The organism is Streptomyces sp. NPDC104096 (genome assembly GCF_055584385.1).
The window spans coordinates 1-15,971 of record NZ_JBVJMD010000074.1 but is presented as its reverse complement, the minus strand read 5'-3'; the positions used below and the strand labels follow the sequence as shown (position 1 = coordinate 15,971).

15 protein-coding genes and 2 pseudogenes are annotated in these 15,971 nt (G+C 71.3%); 10 read left to right on the top strand and 7 right to left on the bottom strand.

The window, feature by feature from the left end:
- Positions 1–153 precede the first annotated feature (153 nt).
- Positions 154–1,065 carry an ADP-ribosylglycohydrolase family protein gene (locus ACZ60B_RS38715; protein WP_469395739.1) on the bottom strand — a complete coding sequence of 304 codons (912 nt, stop codon included), beginning with the start codon at positions 1,063–1,065 and terminating at the stop codon, positions 154–156.
- Positions 1,066–1,151: 86 nt separating this feature from the next.
- On the opposite strand from ACZ60B_RS38715, the pseudogene ACZ60B_RS38710 reads away from it, so the two are divergent.
- The 4 genes and pseudogenes from ACZ60B_RS38710 to ACZ60B_RS38695 all read left to right on the top strand — a co-directional run.
- Positions 1,152–1,385: pseudogene (locus ACZ60B_RS38710) on the top strand (VanZ family protein); the annotation flags it as partial.
- 68 nt (positions 1,386–1,453) lie between these two features.
- Positions 1,454–2,143: a response regulator transcription factor gene (locus ACZ60B_RS38705; RefSeq protein ID WP_469395737.1), complete on the top strand. Its 690-nt coding sequence runs from the start codon at positions 1,454–1,456 to the stop codon at positions 2,141–2,143.
- Positions 2,136–2,462 (top strand): annotated as a pseudogene (locus ACZ60B_RS38700) (two-component sensor histidine kinase); the annotation flags it as partial. The gene ACZ60B_RS38705 and the pseudogene ACZ60B_RS38700, both read left to right, overlap by 8 nt.
- Positions 2,452–2,595, top strand: coding sequence for a hypothetical protein (locus ACZ60B_RS38695; protein ID WP_469395735.1), 144 nt, complete (start codon positions 2,452–2,454; stop codon positions 2,593–2,595). The pseudogene ACZ60B_RS38700 and the gene ACZ60B_RS38695, both read left to right, overlap by 11 nt.
- Positions 2,596–2,681: 86 nt before the next feature.
- On the opposite strand, the gene ACZ60B_RS38690 is transcribed toward ACZ60B_RS38695, so the two are convergent.
- Positions 2,682–3,179 (bottom strand): peptidylprolyl isomerase, encoded by a 498-nt coding sequence (locus ACZ60B_RS38690; protein ID WP_469395733.1) that lies wholly within the window; start codon positions 3,177–3,179, stop codon positions 2,682–2,684.
- Between the two features lie 502 nt (positions 3,180–3,681).
- Between ACZ60B_RS38690 and ACZ60B_RS38685 the strand changes: the two genes are divergently transcribed.
- From ACZ60B_RS38685 to ACZ60B_RS38665, 5 genes are all read left to right on the top strand, one after another.
- Positions 3,682–4,347 (top strand): response regulator, encoded by a 666-nt coding sequence (locus ACZ60B_RS38685; protein ID WP_469395731.1) that lies wholly within the window; start codon positions 3,682–3,684, stop codon positions 4,345–4,347.
- Positions 4,348–4,451: 104 nt separating this feature from the next.
- Positions 4,452–5,498, top strand: coding sequence for a sensor histidine kinase (locus ACZ60B_RS38680; protein ID WP_469395757.1), 1,047 nt, complete (start codon positions 4,452–4,454; stop codon positions 5,496–5,498).
- A 111-nt stretch (positions 5,499–5,609) separates the two neighbouring features.
- Entirely contained in the window at positions 5,610–6,137 is a 528-nt protein-coding gene (locus tag ACZ60B_RS38675; protein WP_469395728.1) for a GNAT family N-acetyltransferase, read from the top strand.
- A gap of 201 nt (positions 6,138–6,338) precedes the next feature.
- Complete coding sequence (locus tag ACZ60B_RS38670) at positions 6,339–6,713, top strand: roadblock/LC7 domain-containing protein (protein WP_162468957.1); 375 nt, start codon at positions 6,339–6,341, stop codon at positions 6,711–6,713.
- 173 nt (positions 6,714–6,886) lie between these two features.
- Positions 6,887–7,249: an ArsR/SmtB family transcription factor gene (locus tag ACZ60B_RS38665; protein WP_392615243.1), complete on the top strand. Its 363-nt coding sequence runs from the start codon at positions 6,887–6,889 to the stop codon at positions 7,247–7,249.
- Between the two features lie 96 nt (positions 7,250–7,345).
- On the opposite strand, the gene ACZ60B_RS38660 is transcribed toward ACZ60B_RS38665, so the two are convergent.
- A complete protein-coding gene (locus tag ACZ60B_RS38660) occupies positions 7,346–9,301 on the bottom strand; it encodes an N-acetylmuramoyl-L-alanine amidase (protein WP_469395725.1) in 1,956 nt (651 codons plus the stop codon).
- 469 nt (positions 9,302–9,770) lie between these two features.
- Between ACZ60B_RS38660 and ACZ60B_RS38655 the strand changes: the two genes are divergently transcribed.
- Positions 9,771–11,015, top strand: coding sequence for an ROK family protein (locus ACZ60B_RS38655; RefSeq protein ID WP_469395723.1), 1,245 nt, complete (start codon positions 9,771–9,773; stop codon positions 11,013–11,015).
- A gap of 134 nt (positions 11,016–11,149) precedes the next feature.
- Here the strand turns inward: ACZ60B_RS38655 and ACZ60B_RS38650 are convergent, their stop codons facing one another.
- The 4 genes from ACZ60B_RS38650 to ACZ60B_RS38635 form a co-directional block, all read right to left on the bottom strand.
- Positions 11,150–12,529 carry a GH1 family beta-glucosidase gene (locus ACZ60B_RS38650; protein WP_469395721.1) on the bottom strand — a complete coding sequence of 460 codons (1,380 nt, stop codon included), beginning with the start codon at positions 12,527–12,529 and terminating at the stop codon, positions 11,150–11,152.
- Between the two features lie 88 nt (positions 12,530–12,617).
- Positions 12,618–13,466: a carbohydrate ABC transporter permease gene (locus ACZ60B_RS38645; RefSeq protein ID WP_469395719.1), complete on the bottom strand. Its 849-nt coding sequence runs from the start codon at positions 13,464–13,466 to the stop codon at positions 12,618–12,620.
- A 5-nt stretch (positions 13,467–13,471) separates the two neighbouring features.
- Positions 13,472–14,425, bottom strand: a complete 954-nt coding sequence (locus ACZ60B_RS38640) for a carbohydrate ABC transporter permease (protein ID WP_469395718.1) — start codon at positions 14,423–14,425, stop codon at positions 13,472–13,474.
- A gap of 9 nt (positions 14,426–14,434) precedes the next feature.
- Entirely contained in the window at positions 14,435–15,697 is a 1,263-nt protein-coding gene (locus ACZ60B_RS38635) for a sugar ABC transporter substrate-binding protein (RefSeq protein ID WP_469395717.1), read from the bottom strand.
- Positions 15,698–15,971: the final 274 nt, after the last annotated feature.

The following is a 15,971-nucleotide window of genomic DNA, read 5'->3' as shown; positions in this document are numbered from 1 at the left end:
TGCGGCGGGATCCCGCTGAACCGCGGAAGCAACGCGGCTGACGCACGGCCCCTCCGGACGAACCAGCACGGTCCGTCCGGAGGGGCCGTCCGCGTGACGGGCGTCATTCCTGCTCCGGGCGAGATCCGTTTGAAGACGGACCCTGCAGGATTCCTAGTCGGGCACGACCTGGGGCAGCGGTTCACGGGCTGCGTGCCAGGCGGCGGGAAGGGCGTCGACACCCGTGCGGGCGGCGATCACCCCGCCCGCGACAGCGCAGGTGGTGTCGATGTCACCGCGCCCGGCGACCGTGGCCCACAGGCCCTCGTGCAGGTCGTCGAGGTGTCCCGCCGCACACCACAGGGCGTACGGGACGGTGTCGGGCCCTGACATCCGGTACCCCGAGCCCAGCACCTCCGCGGCGTGCCGGACCGAGGTGTGCTCCGGCATCCGGGCCGCGATCCGTACTCCCGACCGGACGTCGCTGTCGGGCAGTCGTTCGGCGACCGCCCGGAGGAAGTCCGGCCCGGCCGGGGCGGGTCCGCCCCGGCTGCGGGTCGCCAGCGCCGCGGCGACGGCGACCGCCACCGCGGCGGCGACCGCCTCCGGGTGGTGGTGCGAGACCGCGCTCTGACGGGCGGCCTGCTCGGCGGCCGCGTCGAGGTCGGCGGCGTGCCAGGCGCCGAGCGGGGCGACCCGCATGGCCGCGCCGTTGCCCCAGGAGCCCTGGCCGCCGAACTGTCCGGCGACCACCTCCCGCCAGGGCTCGCCCGCGCCGATCCGACGGAGCACGTCGTGCATCGAGGCGCCGTAGCCGCGGTGCGTGTCGTCGGCGTAGGCCGCCGCGAGGCGCAGGGCGAGACGGTCCTGGTCGACGGTGCCACCGCCCTCGGCGAGTTCCCGGACGAGAACGAGCGCCTGGGCGGTGTCGTCGCTCCACCGCCACAGCGGCTCCGCGGGCAGCGTCCGCGCCTCCAGGGCCGCCGGACCCTCCTGGCGCAGGATGCCGAACCAACGGTCGCCGAAGGCGTCGCCGAACGCGAGCCCGAACAGCGAATCCAGCACGGCGGTAGGTACGTTGATCATCGGGACAGCATCGCAGCACGACGACGTTCCCGCGCTCCGATTTCGGCTCCGCCGACGACGCTCGGAGTCCTCCCGTCCGGAGTTCTCGGACCAGGGCGCCGGCGTCCGTGCCACGGATCCTGGTGCTCGGGGCGGCCTGTTCGGCCCTGGTCGAGATCGCACAGTACGTCCTGTGGCTGGACCGGGTGTCCTCCGTCGACGACGTCCTGGTCAACGCCACCGGTGCCGTGCCGGCCGCACTGGCGTCGCGCCGCTGGTGGCGCACCGGAGCGCCGGCGCCGTCGGACCGGCCGCGCCTCGAACCGGTACCCGCGGGATGAGTCGCGTGCCCGGTGGGGACACGTCTTTGCATACGTCGGAGATATGCGGTGCTGCTTAGGCTTCAGACATGCGCGTACTGATCGTGGAGGACGAGCCCTACCTGGCCGAAGCCGTCCGGGACGGGTTGCGGCTGGAGGCGATCGCCGCCGACATCGCCGGCGACGGTGACTCCGCCCTGGAACTGCTCAGCGTCAACTCCTACGACCTCGCGGTCCTCGACCGCGACATCCCCGGCCCCTCGGGCGACGAGGTCGCCCGGCGCATCGTCGCCTCCGGCAGCGGTATCCCGATCCTCATGCTCACCGCTGCCGACCGGATCGACGACAAGGCCTCCGGGTTCGGGCTCGGCGCCGACGACTACCTCACCAAGCCGTTCGAGCTGCGGGAGCTCGTCCTGCGGCTGAGAGCGCTCGATCGCCGACGCGCCTACGCCCGGCCTCCGGTCCGCGAGATCGCGGGCCTGCGGCTCGACCCCTTCCGCCGGGAGGTCTTCCGCGACGGACACTACGTCGCGCTCACCCGCAAGCAGTTCGCCGTGCTGGAAGTCCTCGTCGCCGCCGAGGGCGGGGTGGTCAGCTCCGAAGAACTGCTGGAACGGGCCTGGGACGAGAACGCCGACCCGCTCACCAACGCCGTGCGCATCACCGTCTCCGCCCTGCGCAAACGGCTCGGCGAACCCTGGATCATCGCCACGGTGCCCGGTGTCGGCTACCGGATCGACACCGGCACCACCGGCGCCGGCCGTACGCATGCGTAGACGCCCTGGGCTCAGCGCCCGGCTGAAACTCACCCTCAGCCATGCCGGATTCCTCGACGTCGCCGGCACTCTGCTGCTGGCGGTGGTGTGGGCGTTCATCCTGCGCTACGTACCCGACAGCCCCAAGGGCCTCCTCGGCGTCTCGCCCGACCGCTACCTCCTTGTGCGCACCTTCGCCCCGGCCGCGGCCGTCGCCATGGGCTTCCTGCTCCTGTTCGGCCTGCTGGGGGGACGGCTCCTCGCCGGCCGGATGCTCGCACCGCTCACCCAGATCACGGCGGCGGCACGGTTGGCGGGGAACGGAGGGCGTGCGCACCGACGGGCACGCCGGCGTCGGGCCGGGCCTGGCCATCGTGGCCGGCGTCGTCCGCGCCCACGACGGGACCCTCGACCTCGTCCCCCGTCCCGCCGGCGGTCTCCTCGTCACGGTCCGGTTGCCCGGCACGCCGTGAAGGGGCCGCCCTCGCCCCGCGAGCCTCGACCCGCGACGACGGCGCCGGCCCCGGGGCGGGGTCGGCGCCGTTCGGTCGGGCAGGGATCAGGCTGCGTCGACGGCGCCGGAAGCCGCGATCTCGACCTTCGCCTTCGGGGTACCGGACTGCGAGCCCAGGGACTCGATCCGGTCGACGAGGTCCGAGCCCTCGACGACCTCGCCGAAGACGACGTGCTTGCCGTCCAGCCACGGGGTGACGACGGTGGTGATGAAGAACTGCGAGCCGTTGGTGTTCCGGCCGGCGTTCGCCATCGACAGCAGGTACGGGCGGTCGTGCTTCAGATCGAAGTTCTCGTCCGCGAACTTCTCGCCGTAGATGCTCTTGCCGCCGGTGCCGTTGTGGTTGGTGAAGTCACCGCCCTGGAGCATGAACTGCGGGATGACGCGGTGGAAGCCGGAGCCCGCGTAGCCGTAGCCGTTCTGGCCGGTGGCCAGCTCGCGGAAGTTGCGAGCGGTCTTCGGGACCACCTCGTCGAAGAGGTTGAAGACGATACGGCCGGCGGGGGCGCCGTCGATGGTGATGTCAAAGTAAACGTTGCTCATGGGTCCCATCCTGTCACTTCTGGTGGGGACCGAGGTCAGGAGGGGCTCCGGTGGCGTCCCGGACCACCCGCCGGACGGCCCGGACGGGCGTGCGGACCGGCGCGAGCGGCGGCGCCGGGAATCCGCGCTGTCACGGGGAGCCCGCCCCGCCGGGTGACGCCCAGGACGGCGACGGCCTCGTACGCAGAGCGCGCGACGCAGGTTTCCTCCACTGCTCCATCTGCGTGACGGACCGGGTGGCGGACCGCCGGTCCACGGGCGAGGTCGGCACCGATCAGCCGTCCGGTCGACGGTGCGCCGTTCGGAGCGTGCGAGGAGGCGGCCGCCTCCGGGCCGGGCGGCGTCGCGTGTGCCACGGCGTTCGACGCGTTGCGTGTCACGGCCTTCGGCCTCCGGCCGAACTCCCGTGCGCTCCCTGGCGAATGCGCCGACGACCCCACGGACGGCCGCGCGCATGGTAATTACGCAGTGAGAGGCGGCCCGACGAGGAACGGGACATCAGGTGATCCGGGTAGTGGTGGTCGACGACGAGGCGCTGATCCGTACGGGATTCCAGCGCATCCTCGACACGACGGACGACATCGAGGTCGTCGCGGCGGTGCCCGGCGGCCGGGCCGTGCACACCGTGCGGGAGTTCCGGCCCGAGGTCGTCCTGCTGGACATACGGATGCCGGACGTGGACGGACTGACCGTACTGGCCGACCTACGACGGTTGCAGGGCCCTCCGGTGGTGGCGATGCTGACCACGTTCGACGCCGACGAGTACGTGGCGGCAGCCCTGCGCTCGGGCGCCTCGGGCTTCCTGCTCAAGGACACCGATCCGGAGCAACTCCCCCACCTCATCCGTACGTTGGCCGAGGGTGGGACCGTACTGTCGTCCCAGGTCACCCGGAAGGTGGTGGCCCGCTATCTCGACGCGGACCCGCAGGGCCCCGCCACGCGGGCCGTAGCCCGGCTGACGGAGCGCGAACGTGCCGTACTGGTCCTCATGGCCGAGGGGCTCGCCAACATCGACATCGGCGAACGGATGCATCTCAGCGCGGGCACCGTGAAGGGCCATGTCAGCACCATCTTCACCAAATTGGAGGTGGGCAGCAGGGTCCAGGCCGTGCTGTTCGCCGAACGGGCGGGCCTGCTCAGGCCGCCGCGGAACGGGGTGGGCTCGTGACGACGCCCCGCCGTCCACCTGGCCCGCCGCGGCCCGCCCCGCCGCCTGCCGTGCTGCGTGCCGTGCTGGTGGACACCGTGCTGGTGGGAGTCTCCCTGCTGGACATGTGGGCCAACGTCGACCCCGACGACCGGGCCGCCACGGCCTGCGGGCTGCTCGCCGCCCTCTGTCTCCCACTGCGCCGTCGCGCGCCGCTGACCACCTTCCTGCTGACGTTGCCGACCGCCACGGTCACCGACGCGGCGCTCGCCACGCTCATCGCGCTCTACACGCTCTCCTCCCTGAACCGGCACCGACTCCTGCTCGCCCTCTGCGCCACGGTGTTCGCCGTCGCCGACTTCGTCCCGTGGCCATGGCCTTCGCTGGAGATCGACGAACTCTCCGACACCTACAGCCTGATCCACCTGAGCTACACCCTGGCGACCGCCGTCGCCCCTGTCTTTCTCGGCCAACTCGTGCAGGCCAGACGGGAACTGACGTTGCGGCTGGCGGAGATATCCGAGGCTCGTGAACACGAACGGCTACTGATCACCCAGAGCGTGCTGGCGCAGGAACGCGCCCAGCTCGCCCGCGAGATGCACGACGTGGTGGCCCACCAGGTCAGCCTGATCGCCGTGCAGGCCGGAGCGCTCCAGGTCGGCAGCCGGGACGCCGAGGCCAGGGAGGCGGCGGTCACGATCCGGCGGCTCAGCGTACAGACGCTGGAGGAGCTGCGGCACATGGTCAGCGTGCTGCGCGCCTCCGGCAGCCGCCCCACCGAGCTGACCCCCCAGCCCTCCCTCGCGGACCTGGAGCGGCTCGTGGACAGCAGTGGCATCCAGGCCGAACTGAGCACGGACCTGCCCGGCGACCTCCCCCCGCCCCTCCAGCGCGGTGTCTACCGCACCGTGCAGGAGGCGCTGACCAACGTACGCAAACACGCCCCCGGCGCGAGCGCCACGATCCGCATCCACCACCAGAACGGCCGCCTCCGCGCGACCATCACCAACACCCCCGCGACCAGGCCCGCCCTCCCCCTGCCCAGCGCCCACCACGGCCTGGTCGGCCTGCGCCAACGCGCCGAACTCCTCGGCGGCACCGTCACCTCGGCGCCCACGACGGCCGGCGGCTACGAACTCCGCCTGGACCTGCCCCTCGACCACGCGCCCTGACCCACGCCGCGCACCCGGCCGCGGCAGACCGGCAGCCGGAGACCGGCAGCGATCGGCCGCCCTCTCGCGGCCGGTCGCTGCCGGGACGTACGCCCGTGCGAGGATCGCGGCATGAACGATCTTCGCTTCCGTCTCGCCGACGACTCCGACATCGCCGAGGTCGTACGGCTGCGCGACGAGGCCGCCCGCTGGATGCTGGCCCGGGGCGTCACGGGCCAGTGGCACCCCGGTGAGCTGGGCGGGGATCACTTCCGCCGGATCATGGAGAGCGGGGAGATCTGGCTCGCGGAGGCCGCCGACCGGGTGGTCGGGGCCTGGGAGCTGTGGTGGGAGGACGAGGACGCCTGGGGACCCCGGCCGCCGACCGCCGGTTATGTGCACCGGCTGATGGTGGACCACGGCAGTGTCCCGCCCGGAACAGGGCGCCGGCTGCTGCGCGTCGCGGAGCGCCGCGTGGCCGAGGCGGGTCGGCCGCTGGTACGCCTGGACTGCCTGGCCGGCAACGAACGTCTGACCGCGTACTACCTCGCCGCGGGCTACCGGATCGTCGGACGCAAGGAGGGCAAGCCGCAACCGGGCGGCCCGCCCAAGTCGTTCACGCTCCTGGAGAAGACGGTACGGGACGGCGGGGACCGCTAGGAGGGCAACACGGTGACCGGTTGTCCCTGGAGGGAACTCGGCAGCAAAATTCCCCGACGAATCCCTTCAGAAGACAAAAGGGAACGGTCATGAGTGGATCAATTACTGGCGGTCTTGATGGGTCCGGCCACCGGGGGCCGTGACTTTCCTAGGGTTCCCCGCGAGAACAACCCCTGTTCCGCACCTCGAAGAGGAGAACCTGTGACCAGTGTGGAAGTGTCCCTCAAGACCCTGATGACGGAGGTCGAGGGCGCGCTGGGTGCCGCCGTCGTCGACTACTCCAGCGGCATGGCCCTCGGCTCCCTCGGCGGGGGCAAGGACCTGGACCTGAACGTGGCGGCGGCCGGCAACACGGACGTGATCCGGGCCAAGGTGCGCACGATGGACGAGCTCGGGATCCAGAGTCGTATCGAGGACCTTCTGATCACCCTCGACACCCAGTACCACCTGATCCGCCCGGTGATGGGCCGCGGCGGCAACGGCCTGTTCATCTACCTCGTCCTCGACAAGGGCCGGGCGAATCTGGCCATGGCCCGCCACCAGCTCAAACGCACCGAAGGCAATCTCGAGGTCTGAACCTTCCGGACTTTCATTTGACCTAGACTTGAAAAGTTCTTCAAGTCGCGAATTACGCATTCGACGAACTGTCGTGATCACGTGGTCGCGGCCGGGAAGGATGCATGCAGCGGACCGGGTGCGGCAGCTCGCCGCGCCCGGTCAGACACCCCCTCCGAGCAGGAGCGACGCCCGTGCAGGTGCCCCTCTACCAGGCAAAGGCAGAGTTCTTCCGCATGCTCGGGCACCCCGTGCGCATCCGCGTCCTCGAACTGCTCCAGAACGGTCCGGTCCCGGTACGGGACCTGCTCGCCGACATCGACGTCGAACCCTCCAACCTCTCCCAGCAGTTGGGCGTACTGCGCCGCTCCGGCATCGTCGTGTCCATCCGCGAGGGCTCCACGGTCAGTTACGCGCTCGCCGGCGGTGATGTCGCGGACCTGCTGCGCGCCGCGCGCCGCATCCTGACGGAACTCCTCGCGGGCCAGAGCGCCCTCCTCGCCGAACTCCGGGACACCGGACAGCCCAGCGAACCGTCCGCGCCCTCGGCCCGCTGAGGGCGGCCGGTCCCCCGCACGGGCCGTCCGGCCGTCGCCGCCCCACAGCGCTCGGGCGGCGACGACCGGACGAACCACCGCTTCATGTCGGCCAGTTCACTCGGCAGGCACGGACGCATCGGGGGCTGCGTCAGCGGTGACGTCGCCCGCGTACACCAGGGCGGTGCGGTGGTTGTACTGAATGGTGTACATGGACTTGCCGCCGATCACGACGGTGCCGCTGGACTTGAAGTAGTCGTCGGTGGGCGCCGCGGGCGCGGTGGCGACATAGGCCTGGCCGGCCGGGATGGTGTACATGCTGAGCGGGGCCTGGGTGGAGGGGGACAGACCCGCCGGGTACTCGGCGGCGTCGGGGTAGCTGGAACCGTAGACCTTCACGGGCGGGTCGGCGGGGGTCCGGCCGCTCCTGACGACGGTCACACCGGTGGCGGGGACGGTGTTCACGCCGCCCGGGTTGTGGAACCAGACCTTGCTGCCGCTGTACCAGATCGCGGTCCAGTCGCCGTCCCGGCCCGCGACGACGAACTGCTGACCGGCCTGGGCGGTGCTGCCCCAGTCGTTGATGCGGTCGGTGCCGGCCGCGCCGGGGTGGATCGCCTGGTCGCCGAAGAGCGGAGCCGTGTCACTGGGCCCGGTGCGCAGATGGAGGAAGTTGGCCGGCTGCTCCACGGACGTGCACGTGGTGGTGGCGCCGGTCGGGTCGTCGGCGGGGCAGATCTGGACGCTCTGCAGGTTGCCGGCGAAGCCGGGGGCGATGGTCACCACCGAGCCGATGTCGCCGACTCCGTGCTCGCCGGTGATCGGGGCGCCGAGCAGCGACATGAAGTGCTCCCAGTCCCAGGACGGGCCCGGGTCCCAGTGCATGCCGGACACGGTTCCCGAGGTCGGGCCGACGATGTTGTCGTGGCCGATGATGTGCTGCCGGTCCAGCGGGATGCCGAACCGGCCCGCCAGGTACTTCACCAGGTCCGCGGTCGCCTCGTACTGCGCCTCGGTGTACCAGGTCGCGCCGTGCGCGGCGTACCCCTCGTGCTCGATGCCGATGGAGTGCATGTTCGTGGAGTAGTTGCCCGCGTGGAAGGCGAGGTCCTTCGTGGGCACCATCTGGGTCACCGCGCCGTCCGAGGACCGCATCACGTAGTGCGCGGCACCTCCGCCGGGGGTCTGGAAGGTGGTGATGGCCGACGCGTAGGGGGACTCGGTGTCGTGGATGACGATCGAGTCGATCCTGATCCCGTTGGCGGGCCGGTTCGAGACCTGGCCGTTGGCCGCCGCGGCCGCCACGAAGGTGCAGTCCACCGTGGTGGGACACTCGGTGTCCGCCGCCGTCGTCGCCGCTGCCAGGTTCAGCCGGGACAACTGCCCCGTCGCCGGGCTGACCCGGGGGTCGGCCGTCAGGGTCACGCGCTGCCCGTCGGCCGTGGTACGTGCGACGCCGTTCCTCAGGGTGGCGAAGACGCGGTCGGCGAACGCCTTCGCTCCCTGCTGCCGGGTCGCCTGGCTGTACCGCGCGACGGCCGCGTACCAGCGGTCGGGATCGGCCGCGGCCTGCCCGCCGTTCGTCTTCTGGTACGACGCCAGCAGCGCGGCCCCGCCGCGGATGTTCGCCGCCGCGTCGGTACGCAGCCGCTGCTCCGAGAGCCCGGTCAGCCGTGCCGCCGCCCGCAGGGTGTGCAGCGCCGGATCCGCGGCCATCGTCGCGAGGTCCGCCCGGCCGGCCGCACCCGCGTCCCCGCCGGCCAGCATGGCTTCCGTCACGTCCGTCAGGTGCATCGGACCGTACCCGCCGTCGGCGCTGTGCCCGCCGGCGTGTGCGTCCCATGCCGACTCCTGGTAGGCCACCGCCAGCAGGACCCGCTCCGGCACCCCGAACTCCGCCGCCGCAGCCGCGAAGTCCCCTTGCCGTACTGCCGTGTTCGAGGTTTTTCCCCCCGTTGCCTGCGCCGCCGCCGGTGCGGCGATGGCGCCGGCCACGGCCAGCACGGCCGCCGCCAGCACGAGCGGACGGCGCCGGGCGCCCCCGCGTCGCCGCGTTCTTGCCTCTGCAGTCATCAACGATCCCCGATTCTCAGCCGAACAGGCACCACGGCTCTCCCGCGGTGCCGATGGTCACGGCACAGACCGCCGCGCGGGCATGCCGAGTCATCACGCGAGATGTCCCTGGCACCGGTCGGCAGCGGAATGCGCACGGCGTCCGCCCGAACTCGGCCCAGGAGCCTGGTTCTTCGCGAAGCCAGCACACAGTGTCCCTCAAGATGATCACTGGTTGCGTCTCAACTGGGCTGCCTTTGCGTCAAGTTGGCAACGACACATGGCGACGGGCGGTGATTCGTCCGGTACGCGAAGCGGGACCGGTTCCGTGCCGTCACCGCGCGGGTGCCTGCTCGGGGGGTGCCTGCTCGGCGGGCGCCCCATCGGGCCCGGCCCCCGGTGCGCCCGGTCGCTGCGCCCCGCCCGAAGGGTCCGTTCGACGGGTGTGCACCTCGCTTCACCTGGGCGGATGGATACCCTCGACAGCACGATGAACAACACTCCGATCCCCCTGGGTCCGAAGGCCGACAAGGCGACGGTCCGCCGGCACAACCTCAGCCTGGTGCTGCGGGCCGTGCACGACGCCGGCGACGCCACCCGGGCCGCCGTCGCCACCCGCGTCGGGCTGACCCGGGCCGCGGTGTCCTCCCTGGTCGAGCAGTTGCTGGAGAACGGCTTCCTGACCGAATGGGGCAAGACCAGCAGCGGCCAGGCGGGACGCCCCGGCACGGTGCTGAAGGTGGCGCGCACCGGCCCGGCCGGGCTCGGGGTGGAGATCAACGTCGACTACGTCGCCGTCTGCGTGGTGGACCTCGCGGGCACCGACCGGGTACGGCTGGTCGAGCACGTCGACAACCGCGGGGTGCCGCCCGCGGAGGTGCTCGCGCGCGCCGCCCAGCTGGCCGCACGCGCCCTGGCCTCGGCCGTCGAGCAGGAGCTGACACCGGTCGGCGCGCATGTCGTGGTGCCGGGCCTGGTGACCGGCGGAACCGTCCGGCAGGCCCCCAACCTCGGCTGGACCAGGGTCGCCGTCGAGGGGCTGTTCGCCCAGTCGCTGTCCGCCCTCGCCCCTGCCCGCCGCCCACTGCCGGTCAGTTCCGACAACGAGGCCAACGCCGCCGCCCTGGCCGAGCTGTGGTACGGCGCGGGCACCGAGGGCGTGCGCAGCTTCCTGTATCTGACCGGGGAGATCGGCATCGGCGGAGCGCTGGTCGTCGGCGGCGAGCTGCTGCGCGGGGCGCACGGCTTCGCCGGCGAGATCGGGCACATGGTGGTCGATCCCGACGGCCCGCTGTGCCCGTGCGGAGCCCACGGCTGCCTGGAGCAGTACGCGGGGCAGGCGGCGCTGCTGGCCGCCGCCGGCATCGAGACCACGGCCGGTGTCCTGGGCGTCGCCGAACTCCAGCGGCGGCTGCGCCGCGCCGACCCGGACGCGCTCGCCGCCGTCGAACGCGCCGGACGGCAGCTGGGCTGCGTGGTCTCCGGAGCGGTCAATCTCTTCGACCCGGACGCGGTGATGCTCGGCGGGTTCTACCGGGCGCTCACCCGCTGGCTGGCGCCGGCCGTGGAGCGGGAGCTGGCCCTGCGGGTGATCTCGGGGCTGTGGGCCAAGGACAGCGGACGCCTGCGGGCCGCTTCCCCGCTGGGTGACGCGGCCAGGGGCGCGGCCGGGGTGATCGTGCAGGAGGTGCTCGCCGACCCGGCGGCCTTCGCCGACCGCGGCGACGACGGCTGAGAGCGACCGCAGCGTCGTAGCAGGTCGTTCCGAGTGGCACCGAGACGATCACGACCGCGGCCGGAGGCGGTCCCGGCCGAAGCCCGGGAGGGGCGACGGCAGATGTGCCGTCGCCCCTCCCGGGCCGTGTCCCGTCAGCCGCGGTGGGCGGCGATCATCGACCGGTACCAGTGGTAGCTGTCCTTCGGGGTGCGTACCTGGGTGTCGTAGTCGACCCGGACGATCCCGAACCGCTTGTCGTAGCCGAAGGCCCACTCGAAGTTGTCCAGCAGCGACCACACGTAGTAGCCCCGGACGTCGACACCGGCGTCGATCGCCGCGCGCAGCGCGGTCAGGTGACCGCGCAGGTACTCGACGCGGTCGGTGTCGTGCACCGCGCCGTCCTCGCTCGGCGTGTCGTGCTCGGCGGAGCCGTTCTCGGTGATGTGGATCGGCGGCAGCGTGTCGCCGTACTGCCGCTTCAGTGCCACCAGCAGGTCTGTGAAGGTGTCCGGCGCGACCGCCCAGCCCATCGCGGTCTCCCGGACGTCCGGCATCCGGACCTCCTCGTACCGGTTGTCGGTCGCCACCCGCTCGGCCGGATCGGCCTCGCGCAGCGGGGCGTCGGCGACCATGATCGGCCGGTAGTAGTTGATGCCCAGGAAGTCCAGCGGCTGCGAGATCAGCTCCAGGTCGCCGTCCCGGCGGAAGTTCGCCGCGGTGATCAGCTCGCCGAAGGTCTCCTCCTCGGTGGCCGCGTAGCGGCCGGCCAGGATCGGCTCGGTCCACACCAGGTTGTGCTGGGTGTCGGCGCGGACCACGGCAGCGAGGTCGGCGGCCGAGTCGGTGGCGGGCAGGTTGCGGTCGAGGTTGAGGGTGATCCCGACCTCGCGCACCCCGGCGGACCTCAGCGCCTGCACCGCGAGACCGTGGCCGACCAGCAGGTGGTGCACGGCGGCCAGCGCGGGCGTACCCTCCTTGGCGCCCGGCGCGTGCCGGCCGATGGAGTAGCCGAGGAAGGCGCTGCACCACGGCTCGTTGAGGGTGATCCAGCGCGGCACGCGGTCGCTCAGGCGTTCGGCCACCACGGCCGTGTACTCGGCGAACCGCTCGGCCGTCTCGCGCACCCGCCAGCCGCCCCGGTCCTCCAGCGCCTGCGGCAGGTCCCAGTGGTAGAGGGTGGCGGCCGGCTCGATGCCTGCCTCCAGCAGTTCGTCCACCAGCCGGGAGTAGAAGTCCAGGCCCTTGGGGTTCACCGGGCCGCTGCCGTCCGGCACGATCCGCGGCCAGGCGAGGGAGAAGCGGTACGAGTCGACGCCCAGCTCGCGCAGCAGCGCCACGTCCTCGGGGTAACGGTGGTAGTGGTCGCAGGCCACGTCGCCGGTGTCACCGTTCACCACCAGACCGGGGGTGTGGCTGTAGGTGTCCCAGATGGAGGGGCCACGGCCGTCCTCCCGCGCGGCACCCTCGATCTGGTACGAAGCGGTGGCGGCGCCGAACACGAAGCCGGACGGAAATCCGGGGAAGCCACTCATCAGGCGATGTCCCTTTCCAGGTGTGCGGTGGTCACTCGGTGTGCGTGGTCACTGTGCCGTGATCGCTGCTGTGATCACGGCACAGTGATCACTTGACGGAACCGCCGGTGATGCCGGCGGCGATGTACTTCTGCGCGAGCACGAGCAGGACCGCGGCGGGGATCGCGGAGAGCACGGAGGCGGCCATGACCGAGCCCCAGTCGCCGACGTGCGCGCCGATGTACTGATAGATGCCCAGGGTGACCGGCTTGACGTGGTCGGTGGTGTTCAGGGTGAGCGCGAACATGAAGTCGCTCCACGCGTACAGGAAGGAGAACAGCCCCGCGGTGATCAGCGAGTTGCGGCTCATCGGCAGCACGACCTGGACGAAGGTGCGCAGCCGGCCGGCTCCGTCGACCTCGGCCGCCTCGATGACCTCGCGCGGGATGGCCACCATGAAGGAGCGCATCAGCACGATCGCGAACGGGATGCCCAGCGAGGCGTCGGCCAGCATCAGTCCGAAGTAGGAGTTGACCAGGCCGAGGTCCACGTAGGCGCTGTACATCGCGTTGGCGATGACGATGCCGGGCACCATCTGGGTGATCAGGGTGCCGAACACCACGGTCCTGGCGCCGCGCAGCTTGAACTGCGCGAGGCCGTAGGCGGCCGGAGCGGAGAACGCCAGGCAGATCACGACGGCGCCGAGCGCCACCGCGAGGGAGGTCAGCAGATGGCCGCCCTGCTCGGTCACCGCCGAGGAGAACCCGGACAGGTCCAGACCGTGCGGGACCGGGTCCACCTCCAGCAGGCCGGACTCGGGCTGCAACGCGGTGTTGATCATCCAGTACAGCGGGAACAGCATCACGGCCAGGATGAGGATGCCGACGGCCGTCGTGCCCCAGCGGCGCTTCGGCCTGTTGACGGCCGGGGCCGGGGCGGCGGGAGTGGTGGTCGCCATGCCGGTCACTTCCCCTCGTTGCGGTTGGCCCGCAGGTAGAACACCGCGAACACGGCGGAGATCAGGATCAGGATGTTGCCGACGACGGCGCCGGCCCCGAAGTCCAGCTGGACGAAGGAGTTCTGGTACGTCAGCGTGCCCAGGGTCTGGGTGGAGTCGGCGGGGCCGCCGTCGGTGAGCGCCAGCACCAGGTCGAGGATCTTGACCGTGGACATGAAGCCCAGTACGAGCACGACCGTGATGACGGGCTTCAGCAGCGGCAGTGTGACCGAGCGGAAGGTGCGCCAGGCGGAGGCGCCGTCGAGGGAGGCGGCCTCGTAGACCTCGCGCGGGACCTCCTGGAGACCGCCGTAGAGGATCACCATGTTGAACGGGATGCCGATCCAGACGTTCACCAGGATCACGGCGAGCAGCGCCATGTGGGTGCTGGTCAGCCACGGCGTGTGGCCGATGCCGAACAGGCCGAGGAACGAGTTCAGCACACCGGTGTCCTGGTCCAGGATGCGCCGCCAGACGATGCCGGAGACGACCATGGGCACCAGCCACGGCAGCAGGATCAGCGCGCGCAGCACCCCGCCCAGCGGGAACCTGCGGTTGAAGAACACCGCCAGGCCCAGGCCGATGCAGAACTGGCCGATCAGCGAGCCGATCGTGAAGACGATCGTCTGCCACAGGGCCTTGCCGAACAGGTCGTCGCCGAAGACGTTGCGCCAGTTGTCCAGGCCGTTGAAGGGGGCCTTGCCGGTGAAGAACGTCGACGGCGTGTAGTGCTGGAAGCTCATCACGACGTTGCGGACGAGCGGGTAGCCGAAGAACAGCAGCATGAACAGCACGGCCGGGGCGACGAAGCCCCACTGCGCGAGGGTGCGGCGCCGGCGGACGCGGGCCGGGTCGGGAGCGGCACCGGCCGTGGTGGCGTCCTCGGCCGTGGCGGCGGGAGCAGCAGCGGTGATGGACATGTGGTTACCTCACTTTCCGCTCTCGACGCGCGCCTGCGCGTGCTTCAGGGCCGACTCGCTGGACTGGCCGGTCAGCGCCGACTGGAAGGCGCTCTGCAGGGCCAGGGAGATCGACGTCCAGCCGGAGCCTGCCTTGGCGGTGCGCGAGCGGGCCACCGCGACCTGGTCGGCCAGCGAGCTGAGCGAGGGGACCTTCTGGCGCCAGGTGGCGGCGGCCTTCTGGTTGGCCGGGATCATCCAGCTGTTGAGCGCGTAGGTGACTTCCTCCCGCTCGCTGGTCATACAGTTGACGATCTTCGCGGACATCTTCTCGCGTACGGTGTCGCCGATGTCCGGGATGGTCAGTTCACCGCCGCCCAGCGGGCCCACGGAGTCGTCCCCGGCCTGCGGGACGGGGATCTGCGCGATGCCCCAGTGCAGGTTCTCCTTGGTGTTGAGGGTCTCGACCTGCCACGGCCCGTTGATCATCATGGCGGCGTTGCCGGCCATGAACTGGTCGTTGACGTCGGCCTGGGTCCAGTTGATCGTCGACTTCGACAGCGAGCCGTCGGAGATCAGCGACTTCCAGTAGTCCAGCGCCTCGACGACGTTGCTGCTGTCGAGGGCGGTCTCGTCGCCGCCGTTGGACCACATGAACGGCGTGAACTGGTAGACGCCGTCCTCCGAGCCGCCCGCGCTCAGGGCGACGCCGTACTGGTGGCCCTGGGTGAGCTTCTTGGCCGTCTCGCGCATCTCGGCCCACGTGGTGGGCACCTGGAGCCCGGCCTTGTCGAGGATGTCCTTGTTGTAGAAGAGCGCCAGGGTGTTCACCGTGCGCGCCGCGCCGTAGTACGTGCCCTTGTAGGAGCCGTAGTCGATGATGCCCTGGGGCACGTCGGTGGTGTCGACGCCCAGCTTCTTGAGGTCCATCAGGCCGCCGGTCTCCGCGAAGGTCGGCATCTCGGAGCCGTCGAACTGGATGATGTCCGGCAGTGACTTCGAGGACGCCATCCGCAGCGACTTGGTCATGACCTGGTTGGCCGGGACCGACTGCTGCTGGACGGTGACGCCGAGCTGCTTGCTGCAGCGTTCGAGGGTCGCCGCGTCCCAGCTGTGGTACGAGTCGTCCGTCGAGGAGTTCAGGACGGTGTACACGTCGGGGTCGCGGGACTGGCCGCAGCCGGCCAGCGCGACGGTGCCGACGAGCGCGGAGGCGACGGTGAGCGGGACGAGGACGCGCCGGCTGATCCGCCGGCGTCCGGGACGTGCCCCGTTCGAGAGGTGTGCTGTCACGGTGGTGCCCTTGCGTGGGAGGGGTGCCGGCTCCGGCGGACGCCCGTGTCCGGCGGAGTGAGGAGAGCGAGGAGCGGGCCGGGGGCCCTGGACGCGGTTCCGGCGGACGCGCGTCCGTGGGGGGCTCACCCCCGTGCCCGGCACGCGGTGCCGGGCACGGGACGGGTGGTCCGGGTCAACGGGTGCCGAGGAGGTGGTCCATGGCGAGCTGGTCCAGGCGCTCGAACGCCATCCCGCGCGCGGCGGCCGCGTCGACGTCGAAGTCCTCGAACGA

Coding starts and splice junctions, on each gene's coding strand:
- ACZ60B_RS38640 (WP_469395718.1), bottom strand. CDS start 14,425: ATGTCCATCACCGCTGCTGCTCCCGCCGCCACGGCCGAGGACGCCACC.
- ACZ60B_RS38680 (WP_469395757.1), top strand. CDS start 4,452: ATGTGGGCCAACGTCGACCCCGACGACCGGGCCGCCACGGCCTGCGGG.
- ACZ60B_RS38690 (WP_469395733.1), bottom strand. CDS start 3,179: ATGAGCAACGTTTACTTTGACATCACCATCGACGGCGCCCCCGCCGGC.
- ACZ60B_RS38655 (WP_469395723.1), top strand. CDS start 9,771: ATGAACAACACTCCGATCCCCCTGGGTCCGAAGGCCGACAAGGCGACG.
- ACZ60B_RS38675 (WP_469395728.1), top strand. CDS start 5,610: ATGAACGATCTTCGCTTCCGTCTCGCCGACGACTCCGACATCGCCGAG.
- ACZ60B_RS38705 (WP_469395737.1), top strand. CDS start 1,454: ATGCGCGTACTGATCGTGGAGGACGAGCCCTACCTGGCCGAAGCCGTC.
- ACZ60B_RS38650 (WP_469395721.1), bottom strand. CDS start 12,529: ATGAGTGGCTTCCCCGGATTTCCGTCCGGCTTCGTGTTCGGCGCCGCC.
- ACZ60B_RS38645 (WP_469395719.1), bottom strand. CDS start 13,466: ATGGCGACCACCACTCCCGCCGCCCCGGCCCCGGCCGTCAACAGGCCG.
- ACZ60B_RS38715 (WP_469395739.1), bottom strand. CDS start 1,065: ATGATCAACGTACCTACCGCCGTGCTGGATTCGCTGTTCGGGCTCGCG.
- ACZ60B_RS38660 (WP_469395725.1), bottom strand. CDS start 9,301: ATGACTGCAGAGGCAAGAACGCGGCGACGCGGGGGCGCCCGGCGCCGT.